At 34.6% G+C, this 14,730-nt stretch carries 10 protein-coding genes and 2 pseudogenes; 6 read left to right on the forward strand and 6 right to left on the reverse strand.

Annotated elements, in window-relative coordinates:
* Window positions 1–68 precede the first annotated feature (68 nt).
* Entirely contained in the window at window positions 69–1,706 is a 1,638-nt protein-coding gene (metG, locus tag INQ25_RS03560) for a methionine--tRNA ligase (RefSeq protein WP_038228048.1), read from the reverse strand.
* Window positions 1,707–1,845: 139 nt separating this feature from the next.
* Between metG and INQ25_RS03565 the strand changes: the two genes are divergently transcribed.
* Entirely contained in the window at window positions 1,846–2,286 is a 441-nt protein-coding gene (locus tag INQ25_RS03565) for a TrbC/VirB2 family protein (RefSeq protein WP_010082521.1), read from the forward strand.
* A gap of 11 nt (window positions 2,287–2,297) precedes the next feature.
* Here INQ25_RS03565 and ubiG read toward each other — a convergent pair whose 3' ends face one another.
* Complete coding sequence (ubiG, locus tag INQ25_RS03570) at window positions 2,298–3,473, reverse strand: bifunctional 2-polyprenyl-6-hydroxyphenol methylase/3-demethylubiquinol 3-O-methyltransferase UbiG (protein WP_015589098.1); 1,176 nt, start codon at window positions 3,471–3,473, stop codon at window positions 2,298–2,300.
* Window positions 3,474–3,668: 195 nt separating this feature from the next.
* On the opposite strand from ubiG, the pseudogene INQ25_RS06815 reads away from it, so the two are divergent.
* The 4 genes and pseudogenes from INQ25_RS06815 to INQ25_RS03590 form a co-directional block, all read left to right on the forward strand.
* Window positions 3,669–3,758, forward strand: a pseudogene (locus INQ25_RS06815) (WPE palindromic element domain-containing protein); the annotation flags it as partial.
* 615 nt (window positions 3,759–4,373) lie between these two features.
* Complete coding sequence (dnaG, locus tag INQ25_RS03580; RefSeq protein WP_213863076.1) at window positions 4,374–6,122, forward strand: DNA primase; 1,749 nt, start codon at window positions 4,374–4,376, stop codon at window positions 6,120–6,122.
* A 237-nt stretch (window positions 6,123–6,359) separates the two neighbouring features.
* Entirely contained in the window at window positions 6,360–7,442 is a 1,083-nt protein-coding gene (locus INQ25_RS03585; RefSeq protein WP_213863077.1) for a Fic family protein, read from the forward strand.
* Window positions 7,443–7,643: 201 nt separating this feature from the next.
* Window positions 7,644–8,726, forward strand: a complete 1,083-nt coding sequence (locus INQ25_RS03590; RefSeq protein ID WP_213863078.1) for an efflux RND transporter periplasmic adaptor subunit — start codon at window positions 7,644–7,646, stop codon at window positions 8,724–8,726.
* Between the two features lie 57 nt (window positions 8,727–8,783).
* Here INQ25_RS03590 and INQ25_RS06965 read toward each other — a convergent pair.
* From INQ25_RS06965 to INQ25_RS03620, 3 genes and pseudogenes are all read right to left on the reverse strand, one after another.
* Window positions 8,784–9,870, reverse strand: a pseudogene (locus INQ25_RS06965) (IS3 family transposase).
* A 170-nt stretch (window positions 9,871–10,040) separates the two neighbouring features.
* The gene (locus tag INQ25_RS03615) at window positions 10,041–11,213 is read right to left on the reverse strand and encodes a porin (protein WP_213863079.1); all 1,173 of its coding nucleotides are present in this window, start codon (window positions 11,211–11,213) and stop codon (window positions 10,041–10,043) included.
* Window positions 11,214–11,275: 62 nt separating this feature from the next.
* Window positions 11,276–12,091, reverse strand: a complete 816-nt coding sequence (locus INQ25_RS03620; RefSeq protein ID WP_213863080.1) for a hypothetical protein — start codon at window positions 12,089–12,091, stop codon at window positions 11,276–11,278.
* A 233-nt stretch (window positions 12,092–12,324) separates the two neighbouring features.
* Between INQ25_RS03620 and INQ25_RS03625 the strand changes: the two genes are divergently transcribed.
* Window positions 12,325–13,110, forward strand: a complete 786-nt coding sequence (locus tag INQ25_RS03625; protein ID WP_213863081.1) for an enoyl-ACP reductase FabI — start codon at window positions 12,325–12,327, stop codon at window positions 13,108–13,110.
* Window positions 13,111–13,126: 16 nt separating this feature from the next.
* Here the strand turns inward: INQ25_RS03625 and secD are convergent, their stop codons facing one another.
* A complete protein-coding gene (gene secD / locus INQ25_RS03630) occupies window positions 13,127–14,632 on the reverse strand; it encodes a protein translocase subunit SecD (RefSeq protein WP_213863082.1) in 1,506 nt (501 codons plus the stop codon).
* Between the last annotated feature and the right edge of the window lie 98 nt (window positions 14,633–14,730).

Consider the following 14,730-nt stretch of genomic DNA (forward strand, 5'->3'; position numbering starts at 1 on the left):
ATATGTAGACAGCGGTGTGCACCGTTGTTAACTAAAGATAATCCCATCCAGGAGAAATAGTTTTTACACTATTTCTCCTCTTTAGCATCAACCCTCAAAAAAACCGGCGTAGGTTTAGGCAATGTTATGCCTGAACTTACGCACGCGTCGCACAAAGATTTTAAATCTCGTTGTTCTTTCGGAATTTGCAGTTGATTTAGTATCATCTCTGCTGACTTGGGAACGATTGGCTGCAATAAAATGCCTATTATCCTGATATATTCCAGTAACTTGTAAATTACTAAATTCATGCGCTCTCTGTCAGTTTTGCTCAATGTCCAGGGTGCACTTTTGTCTATATAAGCGTTGGCTTCAGAAGAGATGTTGATAATTAGAAGTATGATATGGTTAAATTCATACTTTGATAGGTGATTCATCACTTGATCGAGTATAGCTTTGCAACCTGGAAGACTTTCTTCACCTTTAAGTAGGCTTTGATCGATTGTTGGTACAATTCCAGAACATTGCTTGTGTAAAAATGAAATTGTTCTTTGTACTAAATTGCCTATGTTGTTTGCCAGTTCTGAATTTATCCGGCTGATCATATTTTTCTTACTAAAGTTGCCATCTTGGCCGAAGCTTGCTTCCCTGAGGAGAAAATAGCGTAGCTGATCAACACCAAACTCTTGAGCGAGGCCAATTGGATCTATGACATTACCAAGGGACTTGGATATTTTCTCTCCCTCGTTCAACCACCAACCATGAACTGCAATTTGTTTTGGCAGTGGCAGGTCTGCTGCAAGGAGAATCGCTGGCCAATATACAGCATGAAAGCGCAATATGTCTTTACCGATTACATGAACGTTGAAAGAGTTGTCAGCTAGGTTTGCAGCGCTTGACACTGGAATCTGCGTTTTCCCTTGGTTTGGTGTCATTCCAGTGCTTGACACTGGAATCTGTGTTTCTGGTTCTGCCCAAAACCTCTTATATTCCTCACCTTCAGTACTAGGGAAACCTATTGATGTAAGATAATTGGTTAATGCATCTATCCAGACATAGATTACGTGTTTGTCATTACCTGGTACTTTTATTCCCCAGTTAAAACTAGTGCGAGAGATTGAGAGGTCAATGAGCCCTGATCTTACAAACGATATCACTTCATTTCTTCTGCTCTCAGGAAAGATAAAACTTGGCTGATTTTTATAGAGTTCCAGTAATTTTTCTTGCCAGTTTGATAAGCGAAAAAAGTAACTCTCTTCTTTTATCCACTGGACCTCAGCACCTGTTGGTGCTTTGCCATCTATCAGCTCTGACTCCTGATAAAATGCTTCATCACGAACTGAATACCAACCCGAATAGGAATCCAAATATATTTGCCCTCTCTCTTCAAGTCTATTCCATAAAGCTATAACTGCTTTTTTGTGACGTTCCTCCGTAGTGCGAATAAAATCGTCATACTCAAAATTCATGAACTTAGCCAATTCTTTAAATGAAACGCTCACTTCATCTGTAAATTCTTTTGGCTGCATTTCCTTTGCTTTAGCTGCTTTTTCTATTTTTTGTCCATGTTCATCTGTACCGGTGGTAAATTTGACATTTTTCCCAGCTAGTTTCATGAACCTTGCCACCACGTCACACAAGAGAGAAGTGTATGCATGACCAATATGCGGCTTATCGTTTACGTAATATACTGGCGTGGTGATGTAAAAGTTCTCGAATTGTTCCATGGTTTAGCATTTTGATAAAAATCAACTGAGTTAATTATAGTATTAAAAAGGCAGTAATAAATAAATATTGATTGGGTTAAGCATAATTTTTGAAAAAAGCTATTTACTGAAATTTTATTAAAATAAGAAACAATCAGGCATGATTATTGAAAGAACAATGAGAAATTTTCTTGTAATTCTATTTATAGTTTTCTATGCATTTGATGCACACGCTGATGGAGCAACAGATGTAATGTGTAATGTAATAGGTTACGTTCATGGAATAGGTGGACCAATGATTACAGTGGTAATAATTGGTTCAAGCTTACTTGCAATATTTGGCAGAATGCCTTGGCCTGCACTTTTCGCACTGGGTATGTTTGTTGCTGTGTTTTTTGGTGCTCCTCAAATTGTAACAAAGGTAACAGAAAAAGAAGTTTGTTGTCTTTTTAAAGGTCAAACCTTGGAGAATGGAAAGTGTGTTGCTGCTCCTGGATATGAACGTGTAGGTACAGGTTATGCTTGTCGTTCCGGTTGGGCGCTAACTAATAAAGGCTACTGTATAAAAGCTGGCCAAGATCCTTCAAAGTATTGGAAGTGAAAATGGTGCTTTTATAGAGTTAAATCTAACAAACCGCAGAGTATATAATTAACATCCACGCCTTTAGTTAGATTCCACTCACGCTTTATTACGTTGTACTCCATGCCAGCCATGTTTTGCAGCGTTACATTATTTTCTCTTAAGTGATTTGCAATTTCTGACGGCTTGAGAAATTTATTCCAGTTATGTGTACCTTTTGGCAGCCAATTTAATATGTACTCTGCACCAATTATTGCAAGACAAAAGGATTTAATAGTTCTATTTATTGTGGATATAAAGATTAACCCCTCCGGTTTTAGCAGTTCTATCGCTTTTTTCATGAAAAGCTCTAAATTATCCACATGTTCAACTACTTCCATCAGCAGAACCACGTCGTACTTCTTGTCATTGCTTAGCTCTTCAATGCTGGTGTGTATATATTCTATATTTAACCCTACTTTTTTTGCATGTGAATGCGCTACTTTTATGTTTTCTTCACATACATCTATTCCCACAACGTTAATGCCAACGCGTGCCATTGACTCTGACAAAATGCCACCACCGCATCCAACATCAAGCAATGATAATTCTTTCAAATTGCATTTTTTTAACTCTTTTATTTTCTCAATAATGTAAGATACTCTAACAGGATTCATCATGTGCAATGGTTTGAATTTGCCGTTCTCATCCCACCACTGGCCTGCCATTTTAGCGAATTTTGATATTTCATCTTCGTTATAAGTTTTTGTTTTTTTTTTCTTAGAGGTTATATTGCTGAGTTTATCAAGGCGTTTTTTATGTCTGCTTTCTTTTGAAAATTCTGTTTCGAGGAATTGTTTGACTATGTCTTTTGCTAATCCACTCGCAGTAAACCCTGCACCAAGACACAGTACATTTGCGTTGCCATGCTCGCGAGCTAATTTTGCGATCTCAACACTGTTACATAAAGCAGCGTAGATTCCTTCAAAACGATTTGCCACAGTACTCATGCCCAAACCTGTACCACAAATTAATATCCCATAATTTGCTTTTTTGCTTGTTATATCTTCTACAACTTTAACAGCATAGTTTGGGTAATCTACACACTTTTGCTTAGCAGTGCAGCCTTGATCTACTACTCTGTAACCTAGGGCTTCCAGGTAAGGTTTTATTTCTGATTTTAATTCATAACCAGCATGATCTGAGGCAATTGATACTATACCTAACATATAAGAAATAAGGACATTTTATATGGGTTTGAACTTTCTGTCAAGTCATTCAATGCTTCTGACCTTTTGGGAGTTCTAAAGCTATAGCTAAGGTTTTCCTACGTCATACCGCAATTCATTCCACAACTGTACGAACATTGTGATTTGAGAATAATCTCCGCCAGGAAGGGTGTCATCCCAGTGCTTTGGCACTGAGATCCAGAAAACTTAATTTTAAATAAGTACACCAGATAGCTGTATAATAAGAACTGGATTCCAGTGTCAAGCACTGGAATGACACCTTCTGTATAAATATTAAGAAATTTACCAAACGAAAAAAAAGGCAAAAGAAGCCCCGTGGTTGGCTAATTACTTACATTATACTTTCAAGTATGGCGTTTTTTTATTCTAAACACTTAATAACCGCGATTTAGCTGCTTTTAAGCTGCAACTAATCTAAATTATAAACGTTAAGAAATTTACTAAACAGAAAAAAAGGCAAAAGAAACCCTAGGGTAGCTAGTTATTCACTATCCATTTTTTAAGTTGGCGTTTTTTAATGTTTTAAATGCTTTATAAGCGTATTTCAGCTTGTGTAGGTCAAAACCCGGAAATTTGATAAAGACATAAGGTGCACATAGTGCAAAAAATTAAACATGAGACGCCAGATACGTTGAGTTTTTTTGTCATTTAATCTGTACAGAGAAGATAAATAAATAGCTTCAGTTTCATGATAAGGGCGCTGGCGAGGTTTGTCAAGGAAGTTTTTTGTTTCTGTGGGCTACCTGGATGACAGGATTGCTCTTGAATTTGTATAGCTACATTGTCGGCAAATCTGAATTGCTTTAGTTATAGAAATAAATTTCGAGTCAGATGTGTATAAATTCTATATAATTTTTATCCTACTACTAATTCAATAAGATGGATCACATAGATATTATAAAATCAAAATTATTATTATCCGACATAGTAGGTAAAAAAGTCAGGCTAATAAAAAGAGGAGATAGTTTTGTTGGGCTCTGTCCATTTCATAACGAAAAAACCCCATCTTTTTCGGTGAGCAATACTAAGGGGTTATATTACTGTTTTGGTTGTTCAGCCAGTGGTGACGCATTTGAATTTATTTCACAAACTGAAGGATTAAGCTTTAAAGAAGCATTGGAAAGATTAGCATCGGTTACAGGTGTTGAACTGCCCAAAAGTCTTAGTATTACAAAAGAGGACAATAAACTATTTTTAGCGCTTGATTTAGCTGCAAATTGGTTTGCACAAAAAAATCAAGGTGTTGTAGATTATTTAAAGCAGCGTAAGATTTCACCTAAAATCATAGATAAATTTAAGATAGGTTATGCACCAAGCTCTGGTTTGAAAGAGTATTTAAACTCTTCAGGTATTGAAGACAAAATTTTAATTGATATTGGATTAGTAAACAAAAATTTTCGTGATTATTTTTATGACCGGCTGATATTTCCTATACAGAGCATTGCAGGGAGAGTGATTGGTTTTGGCGGACGTGCGCTAAGTTCTGAGCAACAGCCGAAATATTTAAATAGCCCAGAGAGTCAGCTCTTCAAGAAGAGAGAGAATTTATACGGATTAAACTTTGCTTTAAGCGAAATACGTAAAAAACAGCACATATTTGTTGTTGAAGGATATATGGACGTGATAGCACTACATCAAGCGGAAATTAGCAATACAGTTGCTCCGCTTGGTACTGCAATTTCTGCAGAACAGATAAAAAATCTATGGAAATTTGCTAAAGAAATCTCCATCTGTATGGATGGCGATAGTGCTGGACGTCATGCTGCTACTCGAGTTGCAGAACTTGCTCTGCTAATATTAGAGCCTGGATACACGTTAAAGTTTGTGACTTTGCCGAGTAATAAAGATCCATACGATATATGTAACGAACTGGAATACAAGAAAGAAGACGTATTGACTGCTCTTGACCATTCAACAAAACTGCATTCTGAATATTTATGGCATCACATAATCGATAGCAATTTGCAAAATTATGAAAAACTTGCTCCGGAAAAATATTCAATTCTTGAGCACAAGTTCATGGAATATGTAAATACTATTAGCAACAGCAGTATTAGAAGGTATTACAGAGATTATTTTTACAATAAGGCTAGTGAACTAAGAAGTAGCTTCAAAAAACAGATTTTTAATAGTAAAACTAGAGCAACAAAAGGTGAGTATCTTCATAACAAGTCTCCAGAGCTAATTGAAGCAGAGCAAAATCAGGCCGTAATTTTGCGTATAGCCGTAGAATTTCCTGAAATCTTGAACCGTCCTATATTTTTTGAGCAATTTTCTCATTTTGAATTTACTAATGAGATGAAAAGATTACAACAGCGTATAATTGATGTAATAAGTAACAAAAGCAAACTCGATAAAGAGGCTTTGTTACAAGAATTGAAACAGTTTAACGTTATAAAGTATGTATTTGAAAAAACTAGTGTACTAAATAGCCAACTGAACGAGAGAAAATCTGCAGAAATTGTGTGGAATAATATAGTGTTACTAAAAGAGTTAAATGCATTACGAAAAGAAAGAACCGAAGCGAGGCTGAGCGGTAATCTTGACTTAGAGGAAAGGTTGATAGAACAAATAAAGCAAATAGAAAGCAGTATACAAGAAATGCAAATGGAGTTTATTGAAAAGTAGATATCGTCTCGTTAGTCAACAAGAAAATTACAAAATAAGACAATATTTTACATAAGATTGAAATTTTTAACTAATTAAGCCTTCCTCTAACAGCTTTGCCCTGTAGTTTTTGATATGGTTAGGATCACTTGAAAATGTATAATTTTTGTAGTTAGCTCTGCTGTGCATATAAAGTTTACTATTGACTTTTATCACATTATCTCACATTATCTCACATAATATGCATGTGAGAAGAATATGAACTGGAAGAATTTTCGTCTTAGTACGCGTCTCAACCTAGAAGGGCCTGTAATTGAGCAAGTGTACGAGTTAATTACTGCAGTTGATAGTGTTAAAAATAGCTGGCAGATAACGAAAAAACTACTACCACAAACAATTGAAAGATTAACTCATTCAGTTATTGTTACATCTTCTGGCGCTTCTAACCGTATTGAAGGAAATCGTCTAACCGATAAAGAAGTTGAGGATCTATATAAAAACCTACGTGTCAAAAAATTTAAAAATAGAGATGAGCAAGAAATTGCTGGCTACTTAGAAATGCTTAAACTAATATTTCATGATTATACGGATATTCCAATTAGTGAGTCATCAATATTGCACATTAACAACCAGATGCTACTTTATAGTGAAAAAGATTTGTATCATAGAGGAAAATACAAAGCAAGTTCTAATAGAGTTGAGGCAAAAGATCAGAATGGAAAAGTTGTTGGTATAATTTTTGATCCCACACCACCTTACCTTGTTAGAAAGGAAGTACAAGAGCTTATTGATTGGTATCACTGGTCCTTAAATAATAAATTTAAGCATCCTCTTATTATTGTTGCTAACTTTGTTTTTGAGTATTTGGCAATACACCCTTTTCAAGATGGAAATGGCAGAACTAGTAGATTGATAACTAATTTAATGCTGTTGCAGCAGGGTTATGATTTTGTATCTATTGTATCACATGAAAAGATAATTGAAACTAACAAACTTGATTACTACTTAGCGCTTAATAAAACACAAAGTAGCTGGAAAAGTGGCAAAGAAGATATTTCCCCGTGGTTAATATTTTTTCTTAATGTACTCAAAACGCAAGCAAATGAGGCGCATTATATTCTTGAGAGGGAGAATACTGAATATTTATTATCAAGAAAACAATTGTTCTTCTGGGAATGGGCACTTAGCCTTGCAGATAAAGAATTTAGTAGAAAAGATGCTATAGAAGCTCTAGGATTTCCTCCAAGAACAGTAGAGGCAATTACAAAGAAACTGCTAGGGATGAAATACTTACAGCGTCTTGGAGAAGGCAAAGCCACTAGATATAAAGTTATTATTTAAAAGTTTTAGTATGTTTTTCAAGATTTTTTTAAATCCAGTCTTATGCACAACTTTGTTTGCAATTTTATTCGATTAAAAATTGCATTTTAGCAATAAAAAACTTACTTATTGTAGGAAAATCTTGTGTTTGTTCTCATATAAAACTATTTATGGAGTGACAATGGTACATGTATTATACTTACATTTCTGATTCGAAAATTTATGCAGTTGTTTCTAACAAGATTGGTCAACAAATTCTATTGTTTAAAGGTGAGAAACAAAGTAATCATCATTTCCAGTATTGCTTTTATTCTACTGTTTTTTATCAGCAGTGCATTTTTAAAAAAAGATCAGGCGGTTCATAGCGATAATGCAACTAGTAGCTTTTCAGTAAAAACTCAAGAATGTGCGCCGCAAAACCGCACTATATATTTAAATTTTTCTGGTACAGTAAATCCCTTACATAGAGCTAGCCTTGTCTCAAAAATAAGTGGTAAGATTATTGCTATTTATTTACCTGATGGTGAAAAGGTAAAAAGAGATGATGTAGTGTTAAAGATAGAAGATTATGACAGGATTGAGCAAGCTCAGAAAGCCAAAGCTTTATTAAAGCAGCGTGAAATTGAGTATGATTCCTCTCACAAACTGAATAAAAAAGGCTATGGGGCACAAATACAAGTAGAAGCAGCTTTTACTGCGTTACAAAGTGCAAAAGCTGACCTAAAAAGGCTAGAATTGGATTTAGAAAATACTGCAGTCACATCTCCTATAGATGGTTATATTGATAAAATCAATGCAAACGAAGGGGATTTTGTTAATGCTGGGCAAAAAATAGCTGACGTGGTTAATTTCGATCAAATTCTTGTAGTGTTATACGTTTCGGAAAATGAAGTAAATAAAATAGAGCTAGGCAGCACAGCTCAAATTAATTTGCTGGACGGAAAAGAATTGGCAGGTGAAGTAAGTTTTATTAGTAAAATTGCTGAGCCTAAAACTGGGTCTTATAGGGTAGAAGTAAAGGTAACTAATAATAAAATGATATCCTTGCAGGGACTAACTGCCAACGTAAGGCTACCTTCAGGCGAAAGATTTGCATATAAAGTTCCTTCTTCAGCCTTGAGCTTAAGTGACGAGGGTGCTCTTGGAATAAAGATTGTTGATGACAATAATTATGTAGTATTTGCACCAATAGAAATTGTTGATCATGAGAGCGATGGGGTTTGGATAGTAGCAAATAACGAAGATAAACCCATAAAGTTAATAGTATTGGGCCACCTATTTGTTAAGCCTGGTGATAAGGTTTAAGACATAAGATCCTTTGACCTTACCCAGAAAAAGTGGAGAGAAAGTGTGGAATGTTTTTTACAAAAAGAATGATGCATCAAATTGTTCTGGAATGCAATAGTTAATAGTGACGTTGTTTGTTATAAAAAATTTCTATGTATTCAAATATTGCAGTTCTAGTTTGTTGAGCAGAGTGTTGTGAAGTATCAATAAGTATTTCTCTTTTCAATGAGCTAAAGAAGCTTTCTGCAACAGAATTGTCGTAACAACAGCCTTTATTACTCATCTATATTCTTTACAGCTAAGAGATATTGATACCCTTGCGCAGTATATTGTGAACCTTGGTCACTGTGCAGCAGTAGATTTTTAACAGGTTTACGCCTATTAATGGCCATTAATAAAGAGTTCATAACCAATTGTTTATTTATTGCACTACTCATTAACTACCATACGTGAGAATTATTGCTGCCAAATATAGCCATCCCTCCTTGGTTTTGATGTAAGTAATCCCATACTTTATTTGGTTGATCAACAATAAAGTTTTGATCTAGTATATTGGGAGCTACAGCTCTATTATCTGTTTGTTGTTTTTTAATTTTAAACTTTCTTTTCAGTATAGCCCTGATGTCATTTTTCTGCATAATACTTTGCACCGTTTTCAAATTGCAACTTTTACCCAAAGCCTTCAATTCAGCATGAATTTTAGGAGCTCCATATCTACATTTAGAAACTTGATATATTTTTTGAATAGCTTCGAGTAGCTCTTTATTTGCTGATTCTCTACTGCTTATTTTTCTTGTGGTCCACTTATAGTAGCCACTAGCAGAAAATCCTACATAATTCCTGTACTTTATAGCAGTTACTATATAAAAAAATATTTTACTCTTTTTGACTGGCCAGGGCTTTTTTTTAAATGTCTCTTTCCCTTGTTACTCTTGCTTTGTAAATCAAACCTCTCTTTGTCGTAAGGAGCCATGTTACCTCTACCTGGAAATGCATTTGCCGCTGACTTTTTTTCGTTGTGTTTCTTTATCCATTTTCCTAATAAACCACCCTTTATTCCTAAATCCTTTGCTATTTTTGTAATTGTTTGACCTGCCTTTCTTTGTTCATTTGCCAGTTTAACAGCTTCCAATTTGAATTCTGCTGTATATTCTCTTACCATTTCTAATCCTCCAAAATTTTATTTTACCCAAAAAAACTCTTTTCTTTCTCTCCACTTTTTCTGGGTAAGGTCAGTTTACTGGCCTCTCCATGAGTGAGATTGAAAAATTAAGTGGAAATCTGTGAACGGTTACCTTGGATGACAGAAAAGAGTGTTGGAAGGAGGCAATATTAAAAACTTAATTTCAGTCCAGCCAAGAACACATAACCAGAGTTGTTATTTTCTATTTTAGGCTCTTTTGTACTAAATTTTACAATATCGAAATAGTATGAAGTACCTAAAAAAAGAGAATTTTCAAGGCTTAAAGCATATGATGTTAACTCGTTTGTACCTTCGCCTGCAATATCCCTACCACTACTAAAATATGTTAAGCTCGATTTGTAAGAATCAGAACGGTAAGCGATACCTGCATTCATATAATACGTATTATTTATTTCAGGATTACGCCTCTCACCAGATTCACCACCATTACCATACGAAAAAATGCAATCAAGATCGAACAATTTTAGCTTCAAACCAAAATTCCAGTGCAGTAATTGATTGCGACATTCATAATTTTTAGAAGTTCCATCTGAGCAACCAGTTAAATTTTCTCTTGCAAATTCACCAGTCAAAGCAGTAGTAAAACCTATATCATCTGACAAGCTGTTTTTATAGGAAAGGCCAGCAGCAATTAAATTGCTGTACTGTAAGTTATTTTTTCCTGGAACATAACTGAATCCGAGTTGAAAGTTATAGATTTCAGGGGAGATGTAGTTAATTGATGATTGTTTTAACCCTAGTTCGAGTTCATTATAATCGCTATAAATATTGGGCTTGACCCAGAACACCTTGTCTTGATTATATCCAGGGTCACCATCTTTTTTATGATCACCGCGCAAATTTGCATAGTTTGTCCAATGACCATTTACTCCTCCAGCAGCTGCATAAATTTTTGAAGTGTTAATTAACATGCTCTGATCAACTAAACTTCTTTTACCATATTCAATTGATCCAAGTTCCTGGTTTTTTATGATAAAATACCATTCCTCCATGTCTAACTTTTCTATGTCTAACGCTTTTAGGTTTGCAATACCAGAAACCCCTGCCTTAACATTAACCCCCATTTGAGTATTTGGATAAACTTGCTGTAAATAAAGAAAGCGCAAGTATGAATAACTTGAAGTTTTATCCTTAGGCTTAGCATTGAAAGAATCTCTGTTGAAGGCGTAGCTGAATCTCAAATCTATTTTTCCGTCTAGTTCTGCATAAAATATTTCCTTATCCAAAATTGTTTTAGAGCTAGCACTATTCTGCAAAAACAATGATGAAAGCAGTGCTACCAGGTAGTACTTTAACTTCATAAATAAACTTAAATCTTTATAAAAATTTAAGTTTAAACTCAATATAAATAAAAAACAACTTTTCAGAAGGCACCGCTGGTAGATTTTGCTGCCTGTTTTTGAGCTATATTCCCATAAATTATTGATACACTTGGTAATTTTCGCTTTAATAACTGCTTATTAATGGCAGAATGTATACGATTAATTATTTTAGATGTACTTTTTACATCGCAGTTAATCAAAACAAAAAGCACTTTATTCTCATCAATATACCCTAGAAAATCATCACTACGGCAATTTTTATAAAAATGTTCTATGATAACTTTCAGTGCATTATTTGTCTCACTACAGCTACTATTTAAGCCAATCACTCCTATAGCTGCATTAATTTGATGTTGAAAGGCAAAATTTAATATAACGTATAACTCTAGAATAGTGGACTCATTGCCCGGTATATCGAATAAGTCATGGTTTTTATATTTTTTACCCATTAGATATTTATCTCTAAAGATTCCTAGTTTATGGGACAAACTGATATCACGTATTAATAGCTCATAATTTATTTTATTACTGGCAAATTGTGCAGTGCGGAAAACTTTTACTTTTGTCCTGATATCTTCTCCTTTAGCATCAGTTAAGGAAAAATCTATCACTTTAGGTAATATATCAAGTAAATCGTGCCCATTTTCGGTATACTCTAAATAATTCTTCATGTCGTCAGCTGCTCTTGCACTTAAAATATTGATTAACGGCTTATTAAGTAAATTCCCTTCCTCGTATTTTAACAAATTCCTTGCGGCTTGATTGAGCCCTAAAATTAACACGTTTTTTTTCTTATTATCCTGACAAACAGATACCACAGCATCATCTTTTCTTCTTGCAGTTATGAAATCATCCATACTTTCATTCTATACAGCGTATTTATAAGTATAATAAGATTATATTAAGATTTACTTACTTATTGATATGCTTAATTAGGTATAGACAAAATGTCATACGGGATGGCTTTGTTGTAGAAGAATCAAGATTACTGTTTATAGACTTCAAGTTACTGCAAAAAATATTTTAAAACATAGTGATATCTTGACTTTGCTTAGTTAATACTCCAAATTATAAAAAAACAGATAGTTCTATGACGACAAGTCTATTACAAGGCAAAAAGGGGTTAATAACTGGAATAATAAATAAGAGATCAATAGCATACGGTATAGCAAAAACTCTCTCAGAGCACGGGACAGAACTTGCAATCACCTACCAGAATGAAATAATAAAAGAAAAACTATCACCAATAGCAGATGAATTAAATGTGGAGCTAATATTACACTGTGACGTTTCAAATGAAAAAATCATAGATAACGCTTTTGAAATAATAGAGAAAAAATGGGGTACTCTTGACTTTTTGGTGCATGCAATAGCATTCTCCGATAAAAATGAGTTAAATGGCAAATATGTCAATACTTCACTGAATAACTTCCTCAATGCAATGCATATATCGTGCTATTCTTTTACTGCTTTAGCGCAAAGGGCTGAAAAAATGATGTCAGGTGGTGGTAGTTTACTTACTTTATCTTATTATGGCGCTGAAAAAGTTATGCCAAATTATAACGTTATGGGTTTATGTAAAGCAGCACTTGAAGCAAGTGTAAAATATATAGCATGTGATCTCGGGCCACAAAATATCAGAGTAAATGCAATCTCCGCTGGTCCAATCAGAACTTTAGCATCTTCTGGAATAAGCGATTTTCACTTCATATCAGAATGGAATAGAAATAATTCTCCGCTCAGACGCAATGTTACAATAGAGGATGTTGGCAAGGCAGCGCTATACTTATTAAGCGACTTAAGCAGTGGCACTACTGGAGAAATTTTGCACGTCGATTCAGGATATAACGTTGTGGGAATGAAGGTGGTTGACTGAGGTCTAAATCCTTAATTCAAAGCGCTAGTTCCTTCGGGTTCATACACAACTCTATCAGGAGTTTTGTGACTGTGATTGCAGAAAACATCGAACATAAAATTCCTATTGATAAAGTGACAGAAAAGCCTCTAATTGCTCCGCTGCCAATAATGAACATTATTCCTGCAGCAATTAATGTAGTGATATTTGAATCCAGTATTGTCTTTATAGCGTTTTTAAACCCTTCTTCAATAGCACGTTCCACTCTCTTGCCAGATTTTATTTCCTCACGAATTCGCTCAAATATTAAAACATTTGCATCCACCGCCATACCAACAGTAAGTGCAATACCGGCAATTCCAGGTAAAGTTAGAGTTGCTTCAAGCAGAGTGAGAATTGATAATATAAGAACTACATTAGAAAAAAGTGCAACAGAGGCCAATACACCTAATTTGCCGTAAGTGATGATTATAAATAAAGCCACGGCTATAATAGAGATTGTTGCTGCCATTTCCCCTGCCTTTATTGATTCTTCTCCAAGACTTGGGCCAATGTTTTTTTCTTCAATTATTTTAAGTGGTGCTGGCAGTGCTCCAGATTTTAAAAGTATTGCAAGTTCGCTTGCTTGTTTTTCAGTGAAATTACCGCTAATTTCTCCCTCTCCATTTAAAATTGGCTCACGTATTGTAGGTACTGTTAAGACTGTGTTATCCAGAACAATTGCAAAAGGTTTTCCCACATTTTCTTTAGTGATTTTTGCGAATCTTTTACTCGCTATGCTGTCAAATTTAAAATGCACTGTTGGTTTACCTAAGTGACCAAATCTAACTGATGCGTTAACCAGCGAATCACCACCTATTTCAGTTTTGCGGAATATTGGATAAGAATTACCTAAAGAATCCTTGAGCATGACAGTGGTTTCATGGTCTATATCCTGCACCTTGGCTATGTTAGTGTTTGCCAAATGAAAAGCTAGCTTAGCAGTTTTGCCAAGCAGAGATTTTATCTGCTTGGTATCTTCTACTCCAGGCACCTGCACTAATATTTTATTCTGCCCTTGTTTTTGAACGCTGACTTCCTTTGTGCCAAGTTTGTCCAAACGGCGCTGGACATTGTTTATTGATTCTGCAGCTACTTCACTGATCAAAGAATTTTTATAATGGGGTTTATACGAAATGAGAATTGAAGAATCTTTTCTATTTAGCTCTAAATTTGGATTTATCGCATTAATCAACACAGATGCTTTTTTATAATCATCAATATTATTTAAAGTTATAACGCTATTTTGTACGTTAGATTCAATATTTTTTGTTAGCAATGTCTCTTTTATTTCGTTAGCTAGCATGCTTAGCTTTTCCTTAAAATAGAAGTCTAAGTCTATGTTTAAAAGCAAAGATGCCCCTCCTTTCAGGTCAAGGCCTAAGTTTATTCTTTTTTTCGAAATAAAAAGCTTATTATCAAAGAAATTTGGCAGTGTTATGTATAAAGCAAGTAAACAGATGCATAATACTGAAAAAGATTTGATTATAAGTCTGTTGTACATAAGTTGTAGGTTTAAAATTGCAGTGTAAGTTAAAAATAGATTTTTGTAAAATTCTCTATTTGACCTTACCCAGAAAAAGTAGAGAGAAAGTTAAGACG

The sequence above is a fragment of the Wolbachia endosymbiont of Rhagoletis cerasi genome (assembly GCF_018454475.1).
GTDB lineage: Bacteria > Pseudomonadota > Alphaproteobacteria > Rickettsiales > Anaplasmataceae > Wolbachia > Wolbachia pipientis.

Bases quoted from the DNA above. Each gene is read 5' to 3' on its own strand.
- ubiG (WP_015589098.1), bottom strand. From the start codon at position 3,473: ATGTTAGGTATAGTATCAATTGCCTCAGATCATGCTGGTTATGAATTA.
- metG (WP_038228048.1), bottom strand. From the start codon at position 1,706: ATGGAACAATTCGAGAACTTTTACATCACCACGCCAGTATATTACGTA.
- INQ25_RS03625 (WP_213863081.1), top strand. From the start codon at position 12,325: ATGACGACAAGTCTATTACAAGGCAAAAAGGGGTTAATAACTGGAATA.
- INQ25_RS03620 (WP_213863080.1), bottom strand. From the start codon at position 12,091: ATGGATGATTTCATAACTGCAAGAAGAAAAGATGATGCTGTGGTATCT.
- INQ25_RS03615 (WP_213863079.1), bottom strand. From the start codon at position 11,213: ATGAAGTTAAAGTACTACCTGGTAGCACTGCTTTCATCATTGTTTTTG.
- dnaG (WP_213863076.1), top strand. From the start codon at position 4,374: ATGGATCACATAGATATTATAAAATCAAAATTATTATTATCCGACATA.
- secD (WP_213863082.1), bottom strand. From the start codon at position 14,632: ATGTACAACAGACTTATAATCAAATCTTTTTCAGTATTATGCATCTGT.
- INQ25_RS03565 (WP_010082521.1), top strand. From the start codon at position 1,846: ATGATTATTGAAAGAACAATGAGAAATTTTCTTGTAATTCTATTTATA.
- INQ25_RS03585 (WP_213863077.1), top strand. From the start codon at position 6,360: ATGAACTGGAAGAATTTTCGTCTTAGTACGCGTCTCAACCTAGAAGGG.
- INQ25_RS03590 (WP_213863078.1), top strand. From the start codon at position 7,644: ATGCAGTTGTTTCTAACAAGATTGGTCAACAAATTCTATTGTTTAAAG.